Here is a 15,450-nt window from a genome sequence, read left to right as displayed (position 1 = left end):
AAATACCAATCACGATAAGTAAATGGCTTACTTACTATGATTGGTAGAAAAAGCCCTAGTGATTAACTTTTAAAGTTTACTAGGGCTTTATTTACTCGCTACTGTCGCTACTATGAGAAGACCATTGCGATGTATCCTAAGATAAGGACTATTGCGGAGGTGAGTGCGTACGGTACTGGGTAGGCAACTGCCGCGATTCCACTTTGTGAAAGCTCCTGTATACCGTTTAGGGCTGGGGTACTATTTCGGCCACCAGCACAAGCACCAGCCAAGATGATAGGGTTCATTTTTCTAAAGTAATACCCGTATATCCAAGCAAGGAAAGGTGGCACTAATGCGCCTAGCAAACCAAGCACTGTAATCCAAAGCACGGTTGTACCCTGAAACGATGACATGATTTTAGGACCTACGCCAGCAGCTAAAACAGCAACAAAGAGACTTAGGCCAATGTCGTTAAGGAATGCACGAGCGCCTTCACTCGTCGGTCCACCAAAGTTTGGATTTCTAGTGCGAATCCACGAAATTAAGATCCCCATTAGCATACATCCAGCCGAGGTTCCTAGCGCAAATGGAATTCCAGCAATTTCAACGCTGGCATGGCCAATCACAAAGCCAATGAACAGAGCAAAAGACATGAATGATACTTCGGTATACGCACTTTCTACGACGGGTACTGACTTTAAAGCCTCTGCAGCATGATCAACGCACCATGCCGGGCCTGCCAATCGAAGAACGTCCCCTTTCTCAATGACCGTTTTAGGCAGATGAGGAATTGCTATGCCAGCTCTGAACAGGGATTTTAAGTAAACCCCAAAGCCAATTTCTATACCAAGTTCATCAATGGTTTTTCCAGCATATTCGCTTTTACCCACATGAATATCGGCAACCTCGAGGTCTATCATGCGAGCGCGAGGTTCATCGACTTCATTGCCAACTTGGCTGCTTTCCTTGAGCAGCAAATTGTAGTCGCCTGCGACACCTACGATATCACCCAGTTTAATGGTAGGGTTTTCTTTCGAATCAATGACCGTTTCGCCTCGAACCACTTTTAATATTGCAGCGTGAGGGTTCATTTTATACAACTGACTGACTGATTTTCCAACCAACTCTTTGTGCTCAACGCGGTAAGAGCGAACTTGCTTGTCAGTAAATCCAAGGGTTGATGCGCCGGCCGTTCCTGGTAATGCACCACCATCTTCACCCGCAGTGAATGTACTTTCAGCTATCTTTGCTTCAGCTATCGCATCTCTGCCAAACATCTTAGGTAGATATTTGATTAAAAGGATAATGAAGATTGACGACAGCACATAACTAATGGCATAGCCAGCTGCCATATTTGCACCGACCATGTCAGCTGTAACGCCGTCAGGCAGTTTGAATGCGCCACTAGTTACTGCTGATTGTGCAACACCCATTACGGCTGTAACTGTATAGCTGCCAGAGATAATACCCGCAGCGTAACCCGGACCTAGATCCAGAAGTTTGACACCCAAAAATACAATCAAGAAGTTAGAGAATACGACAATAAGACCAATAACGAGGAAATCAATACCACCACGAGCTAGACCTGAGAAGAATTGAGGGCCTACTCGCATGCCAAGAGCGTACATAAACAACATCAAGAATATGTCTTCAACTAGACCAGGAATATTGTATGTAATTCCATAAAGAGCGCTAGAGGCTAGTGCGATTAAGATCCCTGTAACAAGTGTACCCGCTGTCGCACCCAAGCAGATGCCTCCAACAGTGATACGACCTAAAGGGTATCCAATTGATAGTGTCAAAAATAAGTAGGCAAAAGGGTTTTGCGCCAAATAATTCATTGCCCATGCAATGCCGCTATATGACTCTGGCTGGACAGATGCAGCATAGGCATTGCCAAAGAACAGAGATACAAGAAAGAATAGACCTAATATAAGGCTAATTATGTGTTTGGGAGGGTGGGATATATATCCCACTAATTTATTTGAGTTCATTGTGTAACAACACCTAGATGAGTTAACAAGAAGAAGCAGACCTTAGTTTGCTTCTTCTCCATTATTTACTATTAATATTTAGTGATTAACATTTTCCTGATGAGACTTTATGAAGGTCATGCAATTTTGGTGGTGTTGCATTACCGCCATGCTCTTCTAAAAAGTCACATGCCATTTCAATGTCGCGCACTAATATTTCAGCAGCGTCTCTATTTAAATGAGGTCTCACTACAATGCGAAGGCTATTTACTTCTTGTGCATTGGCAGGCATCGAATAAGCAGAAAGGATCCAGCCGCGCTCACGTACTTTATTTGAAATATCAAATTCATTATATTTAGTTACCGACTCATCAAGAGTTAACGCAACTACTGGAATACGTTGGGTCTCATTCATGATTTTAAATTTTCCGGTGGAAAGTAAGCGATCACGAATGTATTCAGCATTTTCGACAGTCTGTTTCATGATACGAGTGTAACCTTCACGACCTAAACGGATGAAGTTATAGTACTGCGCAAGGACAGTAGCTGAACTTTTACTGAAGTTTAATGTTGCAGTAGCTGCCTCTCCACCTAAGTAGTTCACGTAAAATACTAGGTCTTCATTAAATACAGCGCGCTCGCGGAAAATGATCCAACCTAGGCCTGGAGGTACTAAACCAAATTTGTGACCAGATGCATTGATAGATTGTACGCGAGGAAGACGGAAGTCCCACTCATAGTCAGGGTAAAGAAACGGGTTTACAAATCCACCTGATGCAGCATCAATGTGCATTGGAATTGAGATCCCAGTTTTTTCTTCGTAGGCGTCTAACCAGTCGTGAATAGCTTGGAAATCATCATCTTCACCTGTAAAGGTTTGGCCTGCGATGCCTACAACACAGATTGTGTTTTCATCAACATACTCGTCCAATTGATCCGCGGTTAGACGATATTGACCTGGCTTCAAAGGTACGATGCGTGGCTCAACGTCAAAATACTTTAAGAATTTCTTCCATACAATTTGAACATTACCACCAGTTACCATATTTGGCTTAGAGGCATCTTTACCCGCTTTTTCACGAGCTTGACGCCAGTTCCACTTATGAGCTAATCCCGCTAGCATACAAGCTTCTGAAGAACCAATAGTTGCTGCGCCGTATGCTTCAACATTTGCTGGTCCGTTCCACAGTTCGTGCAACCATTTTACGCATTTCTCTTCGGTCGCTTTAGTGTGAGGGTACATATCTGGATCCGCAAAGTTGCGGAAAGAGCCGTCTTTAAAGATTTCAGCAGCTTCTGGTTCCATGAACGTAGTAACAAATGAAGAAAGGTTTAAATTTGGGTTTGCATCAGTCCAACATTCACTTCTTACCAAGGCCTCTGCAGCTCGAGCTGACATACCTTCTTCTGGAAAGTTTTCTGAAAGCTCGATATTAAATTGCTCGTATGGAGTTAACTCTGAGTGTTTTTCATGTGACATTTTCTTTTCCCTTATAGTTATTGCTCAACGACAACGTTAGGAATTTACAAGTGAATGCAACTGCCTAATCTGACGCTATATGTAATGTTTGCTTCAACGAGAGAAACATTAAGCGAAGTTTTAGCATCACAACAATCTTGTTTGATTGACACGATCCATCAACGATGAATAATCATGTGAGAATAAGAATTGATTTTTGTTTTTATTTACCCTGAGAGAAGCCAGTAACCCCAATGGATTCAACATGTTCTCGATGAGGAACCTTTTCTCTAACCCAAACCTGAAAGGCATGCTTCCGCTACATTTTCCTTTTTGGAGTGACGTTAGATTATTTTTATCTCTAGGTACTTTCATAACTAATGATGCTAAGTAAACAGGTAGAATTTAAACGAAATAATAATCCACTTAGCGCACATAAAAGTTGCCTAATTTTCGTGCGCTAGTTCATCTTTTATCTTTTTGAATATCACTCATTCACTACGCGAGTAACTTATGCTTTTTATGCTGTTATTTTTCGCGGGAGAGGGGATGACCAGTATATTATTTGAAGAGCTGCGTGTGATGATTGGTTTAGCTGTTTAAGAATTAGATTTAGCTCTAATCTTAGTAATACTAACTTAGAGTTGGCACTCCGGTTATAAATAGAAAAGGCATAAACTTAGTGTTCATGCCTTATGCTGTGTATCTTGATGATAGAGTGGTTTTTAGTCCATTTTCTACACATTTCACGGTAAAATAGTGACTATTGAGCAACCCTAACTTTTGACAGGAATAGAAGTCTTATGGATTCTGCTCTGCATTAATGCTCGCGTAGGTGTGTAACAATTCAGTGAGTATTTTTACCCAACCAAAGGCATCTTGAGGCGGATTAATCAGTATTTTCTCAACCTGCTCACAGTGCGTTTCTAGAGTGATGGCTTCTTCAAGATTGAATGAAATCGCGTAGAAATGCCAAAGCACTAAGCGTGTCATTCTTTCGCTGTTTTGCTTGGCATTCTCAGAGTCATCAAAGGCTTGCTGAACTTCACTAAGCGCAATAGCCGTCATGCGCAGTGTTGCATCAAGACGTGCTGACATCATGCGCTCTTCGCTGTCCACTTCTTCATGATCGAAAGTAAAAAGCTCACTCATTACGTCTTCTGGCACCATCTTACTGATCATTCGTGCGCCAAACTCTTCTAGTTCATGGCGGGGCATAGTGACAAGGCAATCAAAGGTGTAATCACGAAGCATATAAATCGCTCTAGTTGTCTGTTAATTAGACCCCGCATTCTAAGCGTTATGTATGATTTTACCAGTGTTAGATGCTATTGCTCAGCCATGAGTCTTAAGCTTTCAGGGCTGACGCCTAAGACCTTTTTACACATTTTAGATAAACCAAAGCCATCTTTATAACCGACTTGCTCAGCAATAACTGCAAGGGGCCAGTGTGTATTCAGTAGCAAGAACTGCGCGCGTTTAATTCTGAGTTCGATCACCTTTTGTTTAGGGCTTTGTTGATAGATATTTTTGCAAAGGCGGTGCAAGGTGGGCTCGGAAATATGCAGTTTTTTTGCCATGACTTGGGTCGTCCATGGAAAATGCAGTTGCTGATCAACCTCCAGAAAAAGGCGCTCTAGTTGCCCTTCGATATCTGGGGCATCAAATTGAACGATAGATTTTTGAATATAACGGTGGATGTCTTGGTTGAGGATCTTTCGAGTTTCAAATGGCACATCCAATGTTAGCAAGTGCAACATGTACTTTAAGTTATCGTTATAGTGGCCCTTCCCCAAAGAGAGGGGGAGTGAGTTCATTCCTGCCCAGTTAGAGGTTGGCTCAAGAATAAACCATACAAAGTCCCAGTGACTGTCTGTTTTGTAGTAAACAAAGTCAACATCGTGTTTCAAAAGCACCATGCTTGATGCGGTTAGGCTTATGATTTGCCCTTCACTTTCCACCGTAGCATTGCCCGATAAGGTAAACAGCAGTGTGTGATGATCTGGGCTTTTCCTTGAACAAAGGTATTCATCACATACATGGGTTACCCCCGCCATTCGTATTTTCTGACTGGCGAAAAGTGGCGCGTTGTCTTGCGAAATAAATAACTCTTTCGAGTTTTTACCTAATTTGAATTTATTTGACACCATCGACGTTATTGCTCGCTTGATAGTTTATGACATGCTCAAGAGAGATTGTGCCATAGAATGGAGCACTGGATACATTAAAGTGTCAAACAAGCCGTGTATATGAATATGACGGAATATAATAACAAATAGGGCACAATTAATGTCGAACTCTTTAGATAGAACTGCAAAGCTTAGCCTACGTGAAAAATTAGGTTATGCCATAGGGGACTCAGGCTTCAATTTCTACTGGATCATTATCGGATCTTACCTATCTTACTTCTACACCGATATCTTTGGTCTATCTGCCGCAGCTGCAGGTACTATGTTTTTGGTTACACGAATCGTCGATTCAATCTCCGACCCATTGATGGGGGCTATTGCTGATCGCACGAACTCTCGCTGGGGTAAATTTAGACCTTACTTAATGCTTGGTGCACTGCCGATGGCAGGCGCAGCAGTGCTGACCATGAGCACTCCTGATTTGGGAGAGGGCGGAAAGCTTCTCTGGGCATATGGTACTTACTCGTTGATGATGCTGTGTTACACCATCTTAAGCACCCCTTATTCCTCGTTAGCGGGTGTAATAACAGCAGATACAGAAGAGAGAAACTCGCTGTTCGGCCTTCGCTTTTTCTTTGCGTACGCAACTGGCATTTTAGTGGGCGCATTTACACCAGAATTAGCCGACTATTTCGGTAATGGCGATGATGCTCGAGGCTGGCAATTAACAATGGCTCTGTATGCGAGTGTTGCGACAGTGTGCTTCTTTATCACTTTCTATACCACTAAAGAACGTGTAGTACCGCCAGTTGGACAGAAAACTAATCCACTCTCAGATATTAAAGACCTGATGAACAACAAGCCTTGGCTGATATTGTTTGCCCTTGCGATGATCATCATGATGACGATTGTATTTCGTGGTAGTAGCGCGACTTATTACTTCAAATATTTTGTTGAGCGTCCTGACTTAATGGGTTCGTACATTGGATTGCAAATGGCGGCTTATGCGGTGGGCTGTTTAGCGACACCATATTTAACGCGCAAGATAACAGACAAAGCTAAGCTGTTGATGATTCTGATGGGTATCGTAGGCTCGTTAAGTGTGGTGTTTGCATTGGTACCAAAGCCAGCTGCGATGGGGGTGGTGACTGTACCTTCAAGTGAAGCTATCACCTTAACGGCTACTGAAGTATTGGGTGAGCCAACAGGTGAGGGTGAGCACATTGAGTGGATTGAACACCAAAAATCGTTCTGGATATTTAGCGACAAAGTTGTGGTTGCTCAGGGCAGTGAAGAGCTTAACCTTGACGATGCGCGCGGTACGGTAATCAGCATTCAGAAAACCTTAGCGAACGGTGAGGTGATGAACAGCTCAGACTTGCCGATTGAGATTATCACCATGTTTGTTCTAAACATCTTGATCAGCTTGGCGCTAGGACCTAAGTCTCCAATCACATGGTCAATGTACGCCGATGCAGCCGACTTTAATGAATGGAAAACAGGTCGACGTGCAACAGCAATGACCTTTTCTGCTGCGACTTTCTCTCAAAAACTAGGTGGTGCTATTGGCTCAGCAACTGTGCTGTGGGTACTTGCGATCGTTGGCTACTCTGCCAATGAAATTCAAGATGGCGCGTCGTTATCCAGCATTGTCTATCTACAAACTATCGTACCAGCGTTCTTTGCCTTTATTGCTATTTGGGCATTGCGTTATTACGACTTAACAGCAAACAAGATCGAAACCATTCAAATAGAGCTAAAAGCCCGCGAAGCGGTTTAAGAATAATTACAAAGGCTGAATGATATGTTGATAACAACAAAACAAAATGGCGAACGAGTAGAACTTTTAAGCCCAACGGAGATGCCAAGAGCGTCGGGGTTTCTTTGGAACAAGCAGATGATGATTCAGGTAAATTGTCGTGGCTATGCCACTGCACAATTTATGCAACCAGAACCTGCCAAATACATGCATGCTCCAAACCTGGAAGCCAAGAGCTTTATGCAACCTGAGCAACCATATTTTGCCCATCATCCTGGACGCTTCTTTTACATTAAGGATGAAGAGACGGGAGAAATCTTCTCAGCCCCTTATGAGCCGGTCAGAGCGAAGCTAGATAAGTATTGCTTCTCATTGGGGCAGTCGGATATCCAATGGCAGATTGAACATCTAGGCATCGAAGTAGAGCTGTGTCTTAGCTTGCCACAAGATGATGTGGTAGAGCTTTGGCAGCTAAAAGTGAAAAACGTTTCTGGTCGCGCGCGAAAGATTAGCGTTTATCCTTATTTTCCAATCGGTTACATGAGCTGGATGAATCAGTCTGCGAAATACCGAGAAGATCTTGGTGGTGTAGTGGCTAGCTGTGTAACCCCTTATCAAAAAGTAGCGGATTACTTTAAAAATAAAGACCTGAAAGATAAGACGTATTTTCTTCATGATAGAATACCAACATCGTATGAAACCATACGTGAAGTGTTTGAAGGCGAGGGTGGTCTGCACAATCCTACGGGTGTTCAGCAAACCACTTTGGACAATGGTAATGCGTTGTATGAGACACCTACAGCAGCGTTGCAATATCAAATGGATCTGGATGCAGAACAGCAAGAAGATTATCGGTTCTTGTTAGGCCCTGCATTTGATGATGTAGAGATTGAGCTCAAGCGCAATCGCTACTTTGTTGATACTGACTTTGCGAACACGAAAGAGAAATACTCTGCGTATGTGGCACAAGGTAAGGGGAGTATTGAAATTAACTCGCCTGATACTCAACTGAATGAGTTTGTGAATAGTTGGCTCCCAAGACAGATGTTCTATCACGGCGATGTAAACCGCCTGAGTACTGATCCACAGACACGCAACTACATTCAAGATGCGATGGGCATGGTGTATATCAAACCAGATGCGACTCGTGCTGCGTTCTTGCATGCGCTCGCCCAGCAGGAGGAGTCAGGCGCTATTCCTGATGGTATTTTGTTGACCGAACAAGCCGAACTTAAATACATCAATCAGATCCCGCATACGGATCACTGTATTTGGTTCCCCGTTTGTTTGCGTGCTTATCTGGATGAAACTAATGATTATGCGATCTTTAACCAACCCGTTCAGCAGTTTAAAGGTACTGAATCTAAGACGGCCTTTGAGCGTATTACCAATGCCATGCGCTGGCTGTTCAACGAGCGTGATCATCGAGGCTTGAGCTATATCGCGCAAGGGGACTGGTGTGATCCAATGAATATGGTGGGTTACAAAGGCAAAGGGGTATCAGGCTGGTTATCTATGGCTGCAGCTTATGCGCTAAATATTTGGTCTGATATTTGTCAGCAACTGGGAGAGCTTGAGCTCGCGGCTGAATTTAGAAGTAATGCCGAGGCGCTGAATGAAGCGGTGAATAAGCACATCTGGGATGGTGACTGGTACGCGCGTGGTATCACCGACGATGACGTGGTATTTGGCACCAGTAAAGACGAAGAAGGTCGTATTTTCCTTAACCCTCAAAGCTGGGCAATCTTAGCCAATACGGCAGATGCGGAAAAACGACAGAAGATGATTCAACAAGTCGAGCAACAACTAGAAACGCCTTATGGGGTGATGATGTTAGCGCCAAGCTTTACAGGAATGCGAGATGATGTTGGCCGTGTAACGCAAAAGCATCCGGGTTCGGCGGAAAATGGCAGCGTTTATAATCACGCGGCGATTTTCTATATCTTCAGCCTTTATCAAGCGGGTGAAACCGATCGCGCATTTAAGCTAATGTCGCAGATGCTGACAGGGCCAGATGAGGCGGATTATGTTCAGCGTGGCCAGCTTCCGGTATTTATCCCTAACTACTATCGTGGTGCGTACTATCAGTTCCCAAGAACGGCAGGTCGCTCTAGCCAGTTATTTAACACCGGCACGGTTTCTTGGGTTTATCGCTGTATTGTTGAAGGTTTGTTTGGCCTGAAGGGGGATGATCGTGGTTTATCTATTGAGCCTCAGCTACCTGCAGATTGGGAGAACGCTAGCGCCGTACGCCATTTCCGTGGGGCAACCTTTGAAGTATCAATTCAGCGAGCAGATGTGACGCAAACAGTGGTGAGCGTCGACGGAATGCAACTATCGTCAAATAGGATCGAAGAATTCGAAGAAGGAAAAACGTATAAAGTTGAGGTTTTGATTGCTTAGCGCTGGTAGCTAATTCCATCGTTGTTCTGTTGATAGAGATGCCGCTGAAGAGATTCAGCGGCATCAGCGTATTGAAATGGCTTAATTTACCCCATTCAATTGTTGGTTTTCTCTGAAGTTGCCACATTCGAGAACATGACTTCATACAGCAATTGTGAACAAATATTCCTTATTACCGCAATTGAACCGTGTATAATTTCCCGCTGTTGACAATGGTCGATATCAATTAATCAAAAACAGAGATCTTGGTACCAAAATGCAGTTAAAAGAGATAGATAAAAAGCAATACCGTTCGCGATTAAACGTGGTAATTGTTGGCTGTATTGTCAGTCTAGCGGTTTTAAGTTTGTCACTATCTCAGACACTGATTTACATCTTCCCGTCAGAGTCAGGCTCTCACTTTCATTGGAATTTATTGGGAGTGATTGTTAGTGCTATCGTTGTTGGGATGACGCTACGCAAGCTAAAGAGTCACCCTAAAATGTTCGAAGTAGCTTATATTTGGGATCTGAAACATCAGTTGAATCTGATTTACAGAAAAAACAGAAAGCTACTTGCTGCAGCAGAGCAAGGCAACAAAGATGCAATGTTAGCGCTACAGTTTAACTATCAAGGCTCTCGTCAGTTGTGGCAACTAGACGACAACACGATCACCATGAGTAGCTTGAATAAAGCACAGGCGCAGCTTGATGAGTGGGCTAAACAGTATGATGCGCAGCTGGATATTTCAGATTATGATTCGCAGTTACTTAAGTCGTTTTAGAACCATCTAAACACTTTTGGTTATCCACTCAAAGTGTGAGTTATTCGTTCAGTAACCTTAGAAAATAACTTCTCAAGATTGATGATTGAATTGCGCCGGTAATCTCGGTATTTTCCCCGACTAGCATAGCGTTATATAAGACCCAAAGGCTTTCCGTGTTCAAAAATAGTACCTACATCAAAAAGAACATCAAAATGGCATGGCCTATTGCGATTAATGCCTTGTTAATGCAAGGCATGTTGATGATCGATACCCTACTTATTTCTCCATTAGGAGAGGGCTCACTTGCAGCAATGGGTATAGCGAGTACGATAGTCGCTTTGATGTTAGGTGTTCAGAATGCTTTAGCTAATGGCTCACAAAATGTATTGTCGCGGGCTTTCGGTTCCGGAAAAGAGAACTTACTCTCTAAGTCATTTCTCTCTGGCGTTATTATTAATTTATCTGTTGCTGTACTGTTCTTTACATTAGTAACCGTGTTCAAATGGCCTTTGATCAGGCTCATCAGTCACGATACTCATCTTTATAATGACATCGACGCCTATCTATCTGTGATCAAGTATGCTTTGTTACTGACAGGTGTTTCACAAGTTTCGATTGCATTGTTTAATGCAATGGGGAAAACCAAGCTTCCATTGCTGAGTTACCTACTCACCATGCCTATCAATGCTTTGGTTTCTTACTACCTTATCTATGGATTTGGCCAATTTGCTGGTATTGGTATCTCTGGTGCTGCACTTGGTTCTGTTTTTGCACTTGGGCTGAGAACGACATTTTTGTTGGTGTGCTTGAAATATCAAAACACATCTAAACTTTCTCTTAATCAGGCTACTCAAGGCGTCGCTCGCAACGTCATTCTTCACTTTAAAGAGACCTTTCCTATCGCCGCGAATATGATGGTGTTAGCTATGGGACTTGCTGCCTATAACCTATTGTATACACAGTTGCCCACTGAGGCCTATGCAGCCGTTGTGATGATAACGCCTTGGTTGTCAGCACTGTCGCAATTTGTGTTGGCTTGGGCAGTATCGTCCGCGATTACTATTTCTCAGGCTATTGGTTCCAATCATCTAGATACTTTGGACTCTGATGTGAGCCTGAGTATTAAGGTCACTATCGCTGTCTCCGGTATTATTGCCTTTGCCTCTTTTATCTTGAGTTTGGTGATCGATAAAATCTACCCAGGACATTCACAAACGACTTATCAAGCATTAGCGGTCATTGCCCCGTTGTATATATTAATGCCCCTAATACAAGGCTACACCACTGTGCATGGTCAGGTACTTCGTGCACTAGGTAAGACAACCGCTGTCTTTAATATCAATTTTGTGACTCGCTGGTTAATTGCCTTGCCACTGTGTGCTTTTGTTGTGTTAGTGCTTAATGCTTCAATCTTCTGGGTGTATGCGGTGACCGTATTTGAACAAACACTGAAGATCATCCCTATGCGCTATCAAGCACGTAAATTCTTGAGAGAATTTGATAGTAAGAAAGCTAAAGAGTTGATGTATGAATGATCGTTATCTTGCCAGAGCACGCTTGACGTCTTGCTAGAATAAGGGGTTCTAAAGGAGCGCTAATCATTCATTGTTCCATTAACACAGGTTTATTGCGATAGAGTGTGGTCAAAAATGGTAGTGAGCAACGCCGGTACACTTCAAACCTAACGACGCACTCTTATGTATCGAGTGTTTGTTTACAAAATTGAGAAAGACGTTCAATATATTGTCTATTTTGTTTTTCTAAAGGAGGAATATAATAAGAAAGATTAAATATTTCAAAATATGTTGGTTACATGAAATTAGATGCGATAATTCTTTCAAAGATATTAGTAAGACTATTTATAATTGTTGCTCTATTGATAGCATTAATAGGCGTCAGCTCTAATATATACTCGCCATATACAACATTGTCACAAGTACAAATGTCAGCGATCAATGTAAAACCTCTAGTACTGGGTAATGTTACCAATGTATTTGTTGAAAATGGAGAATACGTTAAAGAAGGTGAACTGCTTTATACAATTGATAAAACTGATTATTCGATAGCATTATCTAATTCAAAAGCAGATCTAGTGAGAGCTAATACAGAATTATTGTCATTAAAATACCAACTAGATATTCAACGTTCAGACCTTTCTCAACAAAAATCATCTTATAATAAATCATTTAATCACTATAAAAGATTCCAACAGCTTTTTTTGAAAAAAAGCATCAGTTCGGATGATTATGAAACAGCTAAAAATCAAAAAGAACAAGATTACTTTGCTATTAAGAAAATCGAAAGTGAAATAATTAGAACAAAAAATGAAATTGGTGAAGATGGCAAAAATGCATCAGTGCTTAAAGCAAAATCTTCGCTGGTAAAAGCGAGTGTAAATCTCGACAGAACGGATGTCAGAGCGGGCGGAAGTGGAATTATTTCAAATTTACAAATTACAAAGGGAGATTACATCGGGACCGAAGATAACTCACTCATTATTGTTGATGAGCAGTCTTTGTATTTGTCAGCTAACTTCAATGAAAAAGGTTTATCTACAATTCATGTTGGGTCTAAAGTTTCCATTGTATTTGATGGTTATCCAGGACAGATATACTCAGGATTGGTGACAAGTGTTGATAGAGCGATACAAGGTGGTGTTGGTCAAGTAGGTCAACTGTCTGAAATGGATAGCAGTGACCGTTGGGTAAGACGCTCAGAACAGTTTCCGGTAAGAATCAACATAATCGAACCACCTGAAAATTTGATTGCGGGCTCCAAGGCCACAGTGATGCTTAGCGAACAATCTAACTCTTTTTGGAATGCGGTATCATCATTAACAATGAAGTTTATGGCATTCGTACGCTATGTTTATTAAGCCTTTTCACACGGGACATAATCTAGTAATAAGACGCAGCTTAATTTATACATTAGGTCTATTACTTGCATGGGCAACCAACATTAGCAGTCCAGTATTTGGGGTGTTAGTGGCCTTGCCTATTGCTATGCAGAGCCGTTTTTCGGTGGAAGCATTGTTAAAGCGTTATGCGAAACAAGCATTCTCTTTGATAGCCGGCACTCTGATAGCTGAAGTGTTTTGGGGTAATAATGTAATGATATTTGTCATGTCATTGATTATTTTCTATGTGTTTATTTTTCGTGTGAAATACTGGTTTCAAGTGGCATTTTTACCTACAATAATATTCTATTATATGTTTGGGGTAATAAATAGCAGCTATGGTATATCAGTAGAGCACAGTTTATACAGTCTTGTTCAATGTGTTTTAATTCAAATGCCTTTGGCTTGGTTGTTATTTAAGGCATTTCCAGTAGATACTAAAGATAGTAGCCAGAAATTGAATTTGAATTTACTTCAATTTAGAAGTAAGGTATTTTCTATTATTATTGTAAGTTTATTGCTTCTCTTGTTCTTGTTAATAGACTTTTCCACATCTGTATTTTGTATATTGGTTATTAGTAGTTGTGCATTTTCTGCAAATGATAAAGTTTTCCTTAATAATGTGAAAGAAATAATCCCTATACAAGTAGGTGGTTGTATTATTGCTCTGTTTGTTAATTTATTATTGTGTATTAATACTGGTAATATATTATGGGCTTTATTTGTGCTGATGATATTTACAGGGTTTTACTTGTATTTTGCAATTAACCTTCATTTGAGAGTAGCTAGCCTGGATAATGTAAATTTTGAGAACAATATACTAAGAGCGGCATTGATACCGATATCCCTGTACACCAGTTCAGATAGTTTTAGTGTCACCAGTTATTATCATAGAGGTTATGACATGATTATTACTGCTACTGTTATGTTTATTGTGTATCAATTGTCAAAAACCGTGCTAGAGCGCAACACTAAGGCTGAACCTAGTGTGTGAAGTAGTTGGATATCATATCGATAAACAATCTATGTGCGCTGGGCAAATTTTTTCTGGAACGATATATCATGTTTATCGGTAGTATTGGTTTGTCCCAGTCTTTGGCTACATCAAATAATTTATTGTCATTCAATTGCTGTTCGACCATGGCTTTTGGTAACAAAGCAATGGTGTCACTTTGTGACAAGTTTCTTAGTATCATTGAACCCATCGTCAATGTAAGCCTCTGATTTTTAGAGTTATATGTATGCCAGGTTTTCTTCCCTGGATCCATTAAATCAATCTTGGCATCTTCTAAATGCGAAATGAGCTGTTTGCTATCGAGCCATTGCTTTAGCTCTGAGTAATCAGAAAAACTCTGCTCGCTTGGAGTTGCTGCTACCAATACTTGCTCTAAAAATAAGATTCGCTTGCTGACCAAATCAGGAGATTCAGGCTTGTGGAGCCGAAATGCAATATCTATTTCATCATCAATATCGATATTCCTATCGTAGACAGGAGAAATTGTCAGCTTGATCTTTGGATAAGATTCATGGAAATGGTGGATTGCATCAGAAAGGATGTATTCATAGATAAAGCTAGGTAACCCTATTTTGAGGTGTCCAACCGGGCTAGAATTCTTATAACGTAGAAGTTCTACCTCAGTATCCAACCTATCAAATATTTCGTGCAGTTGCTGGTAATACGTTTGACCATCGTTGGTAAGAGTGAGATTGCGACGAGTTCGATTAAACAGTTTGAGATTTAATTCTTCCTCTAAAGCAATAAGCCTTCTGCTGATCGTAGCTATGGATACAGAGAGATGTTTTGAAGCGTCAGAAATTGAATTGTATTTGGCGACACTGTGAAAGAGATAGAGGTCATCAAGGCTAGTGCGTTTCATAGCTGCTCTTATAATTTTAATACCCTATTCACACTAGTACAGTTTTGGTTCGCATTCCAAATGAATATGCTACTGAAGAGTATCTAAATTATTGATTGTAAGAGTTTTTATCATTGAAAAGTTGGAAGGCATCAAAACAAAAATGCATTTAAGCCTCCCTTACGCTCTCTATTGATGAACTCGCTCGTCTTCACTACAGCCACATCGGTGTAAAAAGGCTATCACGA

At 41.4% G+C, this 15,450-nt stretch carries 11 protein-coding genes; 6 read left to right on the top strand and 5 right to left on the bottom strand.

What is annotated here, in order from left to right; translation table 11 throughout:
- Positions 1–110: 110 nt before the first annotated feature.
- The 4 genes from OCU48_RS18320 to OCU48_RS18305 all read right to left on the bottom strand — a co-directional run bounded on the left by OCU48_RS18320 (position 111) and on the right by OCU48_RS18305 (position 5,471).
- The gene (locus OCU48_RS18320; RefSeq protein ID WP_371859124.1) at positions 111–1,835 is read right to left on the bottom strand and encodes an aspartate:alanine exchanger family transporter; all 1,725 of its coding nucleotides are present in this window, start codon (positions 1,833–1,835) and stop codon (positions 111–113) included.
- Between the two features lie 226 nt (positions 1,836–2,061).
- A complete protein-coding gene (gene gad, locus OCU48_RS18315; protein ID WP_141346292.1) occupies positions 2,062–3,435 on the bottom strand; it encodes a glutamate decarboxylase in 1,374 nt (457 codons plus the stop codon).
- A gap of 780 nt (positions 3,436–4,215) precedes the next feature.
- Positions 4,216–4,668, bottom strand: a complete 453-nt coding sequence (locus OCU48_RS18310) for an exoribonuclease R (RefSeq protein WP_141346293.1) — start codon at positions 4,666–4,668, stop codon at positions 4,216–4,218.
- A 74-nt stretch (positions 4,669–4,742) separates the two neighbouring features.
- Positions 4,743–5,471 carry a helix-turn-helix transcriptional regulator gene (locus tag OCU48_RS18305; protein WP_167496204.1) on the bottom strand — a complete coding sequence of 243 codons (729 nt, stop codon included), beginning with the start codon at positions 5,469–5,471 and terminating at the stop codon, positions 4,743–4,745.
- Between the two features lie 232 nt (positions 5,472–5,703).
- Here OCU48_RS18305 and OCU48_RS18300 point away from each other — a divergent pair, with 232 nt between their 5' ends.
- The 6 genes from OCU48_RS18300 (at position 5,704) to OCU48_RS18275 (ending at position 14,340) form a co-directional block, all read left to right on the top strand.
- A complete protein-coding gene (locus OCU48_RS18300) occupies positions 5,704–7,323 on the top strand; it encodes an MFS transporter (RefSeq protein WP_141346295.1) in 1,620 nt (539 codons plus the stop codon).
- Positions 7,324–7,347: 24 nt separating this feature from the next.
- Entirely contained in the window at positions 7,348–9,705 is a 2,358-nt protein-coding gene (locus tag OCU48_RS18295) for a GH36-type glycosyl hydrolase domain-containing protein (RefSeq protein WP_141346296.1), read from the top strand.
- 256 nt (positions 9,706–9,961) lie between these two features.
- Positions 9,962–10,468 (top strand): DUF3087 domain-containing protein, encoded by a 507-nt coding sequence (locus OCU48_RS18290; RefSeq protein ID WP_141346297.1) that lies wholly within the window; start codon positions 9,962–9,964, stop codon positions 10,466–10,468.
- Positions 10,469–10,662: 194 nt separating this feature from the next.
- On the top strand, positions 10,663–11,985 hold the full coding sequence (locus OCU48_RS18285; protein WP_141346298.1) for an MATE family efflux transporter: 1,323 nt from the start codon (positions 10,663–10,665) through the stop codon (positions 11,983–11,985).
- A 278-nt stretch (positions 11,986–12,263) separates the two neighbouring features.
- A complete protein-coding gene (locus OCU48_RS18280; RefSeq protein ID WP_141346299.1) occupies positions 12,264–13,325 on the top strand; it encodes an HlyD family secretion protein in 1,062 nt (353 codons plus the stop codon).
- Positions 13,315–14,340 carry a hypothetical protein gene (locus OCU48_RS18275; RefSeq protein ID WP_141346300.1) on the top strand — a complete coding sequence of 342 codons (1,026 nt, stop codon included), beginning with the start codon at positions 13,315–13,317 and terminating at the stop codon, positions 14,338–14,340. The genes OCU48_RS18280 and OCU48_RS18275 overlap by 11 nt, the downstream gene beginning before the upstream one ends.
- On the opposite strand, the gene OCU48_RS18270 is transcribed toward OCU48_RS18275, so the two are convergent.
- Complete coding sequence (locus tag OCU48_RS18270) at positions 14,330–15,223, bottom strand: LysR family transcriptional regulator (RefSeq protein WP_141346301.1); 894 nt, start codon at positions 15,221–15,223, stop codon at positions 14,330–14,332. The genes OCU48_RS18275 and OCU48_RS18270 overlap by 11 nt on opposite strands.
- Between the last annotated feature and the right edge of the window lie 227 nt (positions 15,224–15,450).

It is taken from the genome of Vibrio inusitatus, assembly GCA_024346935.1.
Classification (GTDB): domain Bacteria; phylum Pseudomonadota; class Gammaproteobacteria; order Enterobacterales; family Vibrionaceae; genus Vibrio; species Vibrio inusitatus.
The sequence above is the reverse complement of the archived record's forward strand: the minus strand, read 5'-3'. Positions and strand labels throughout refer to the sequence as shown.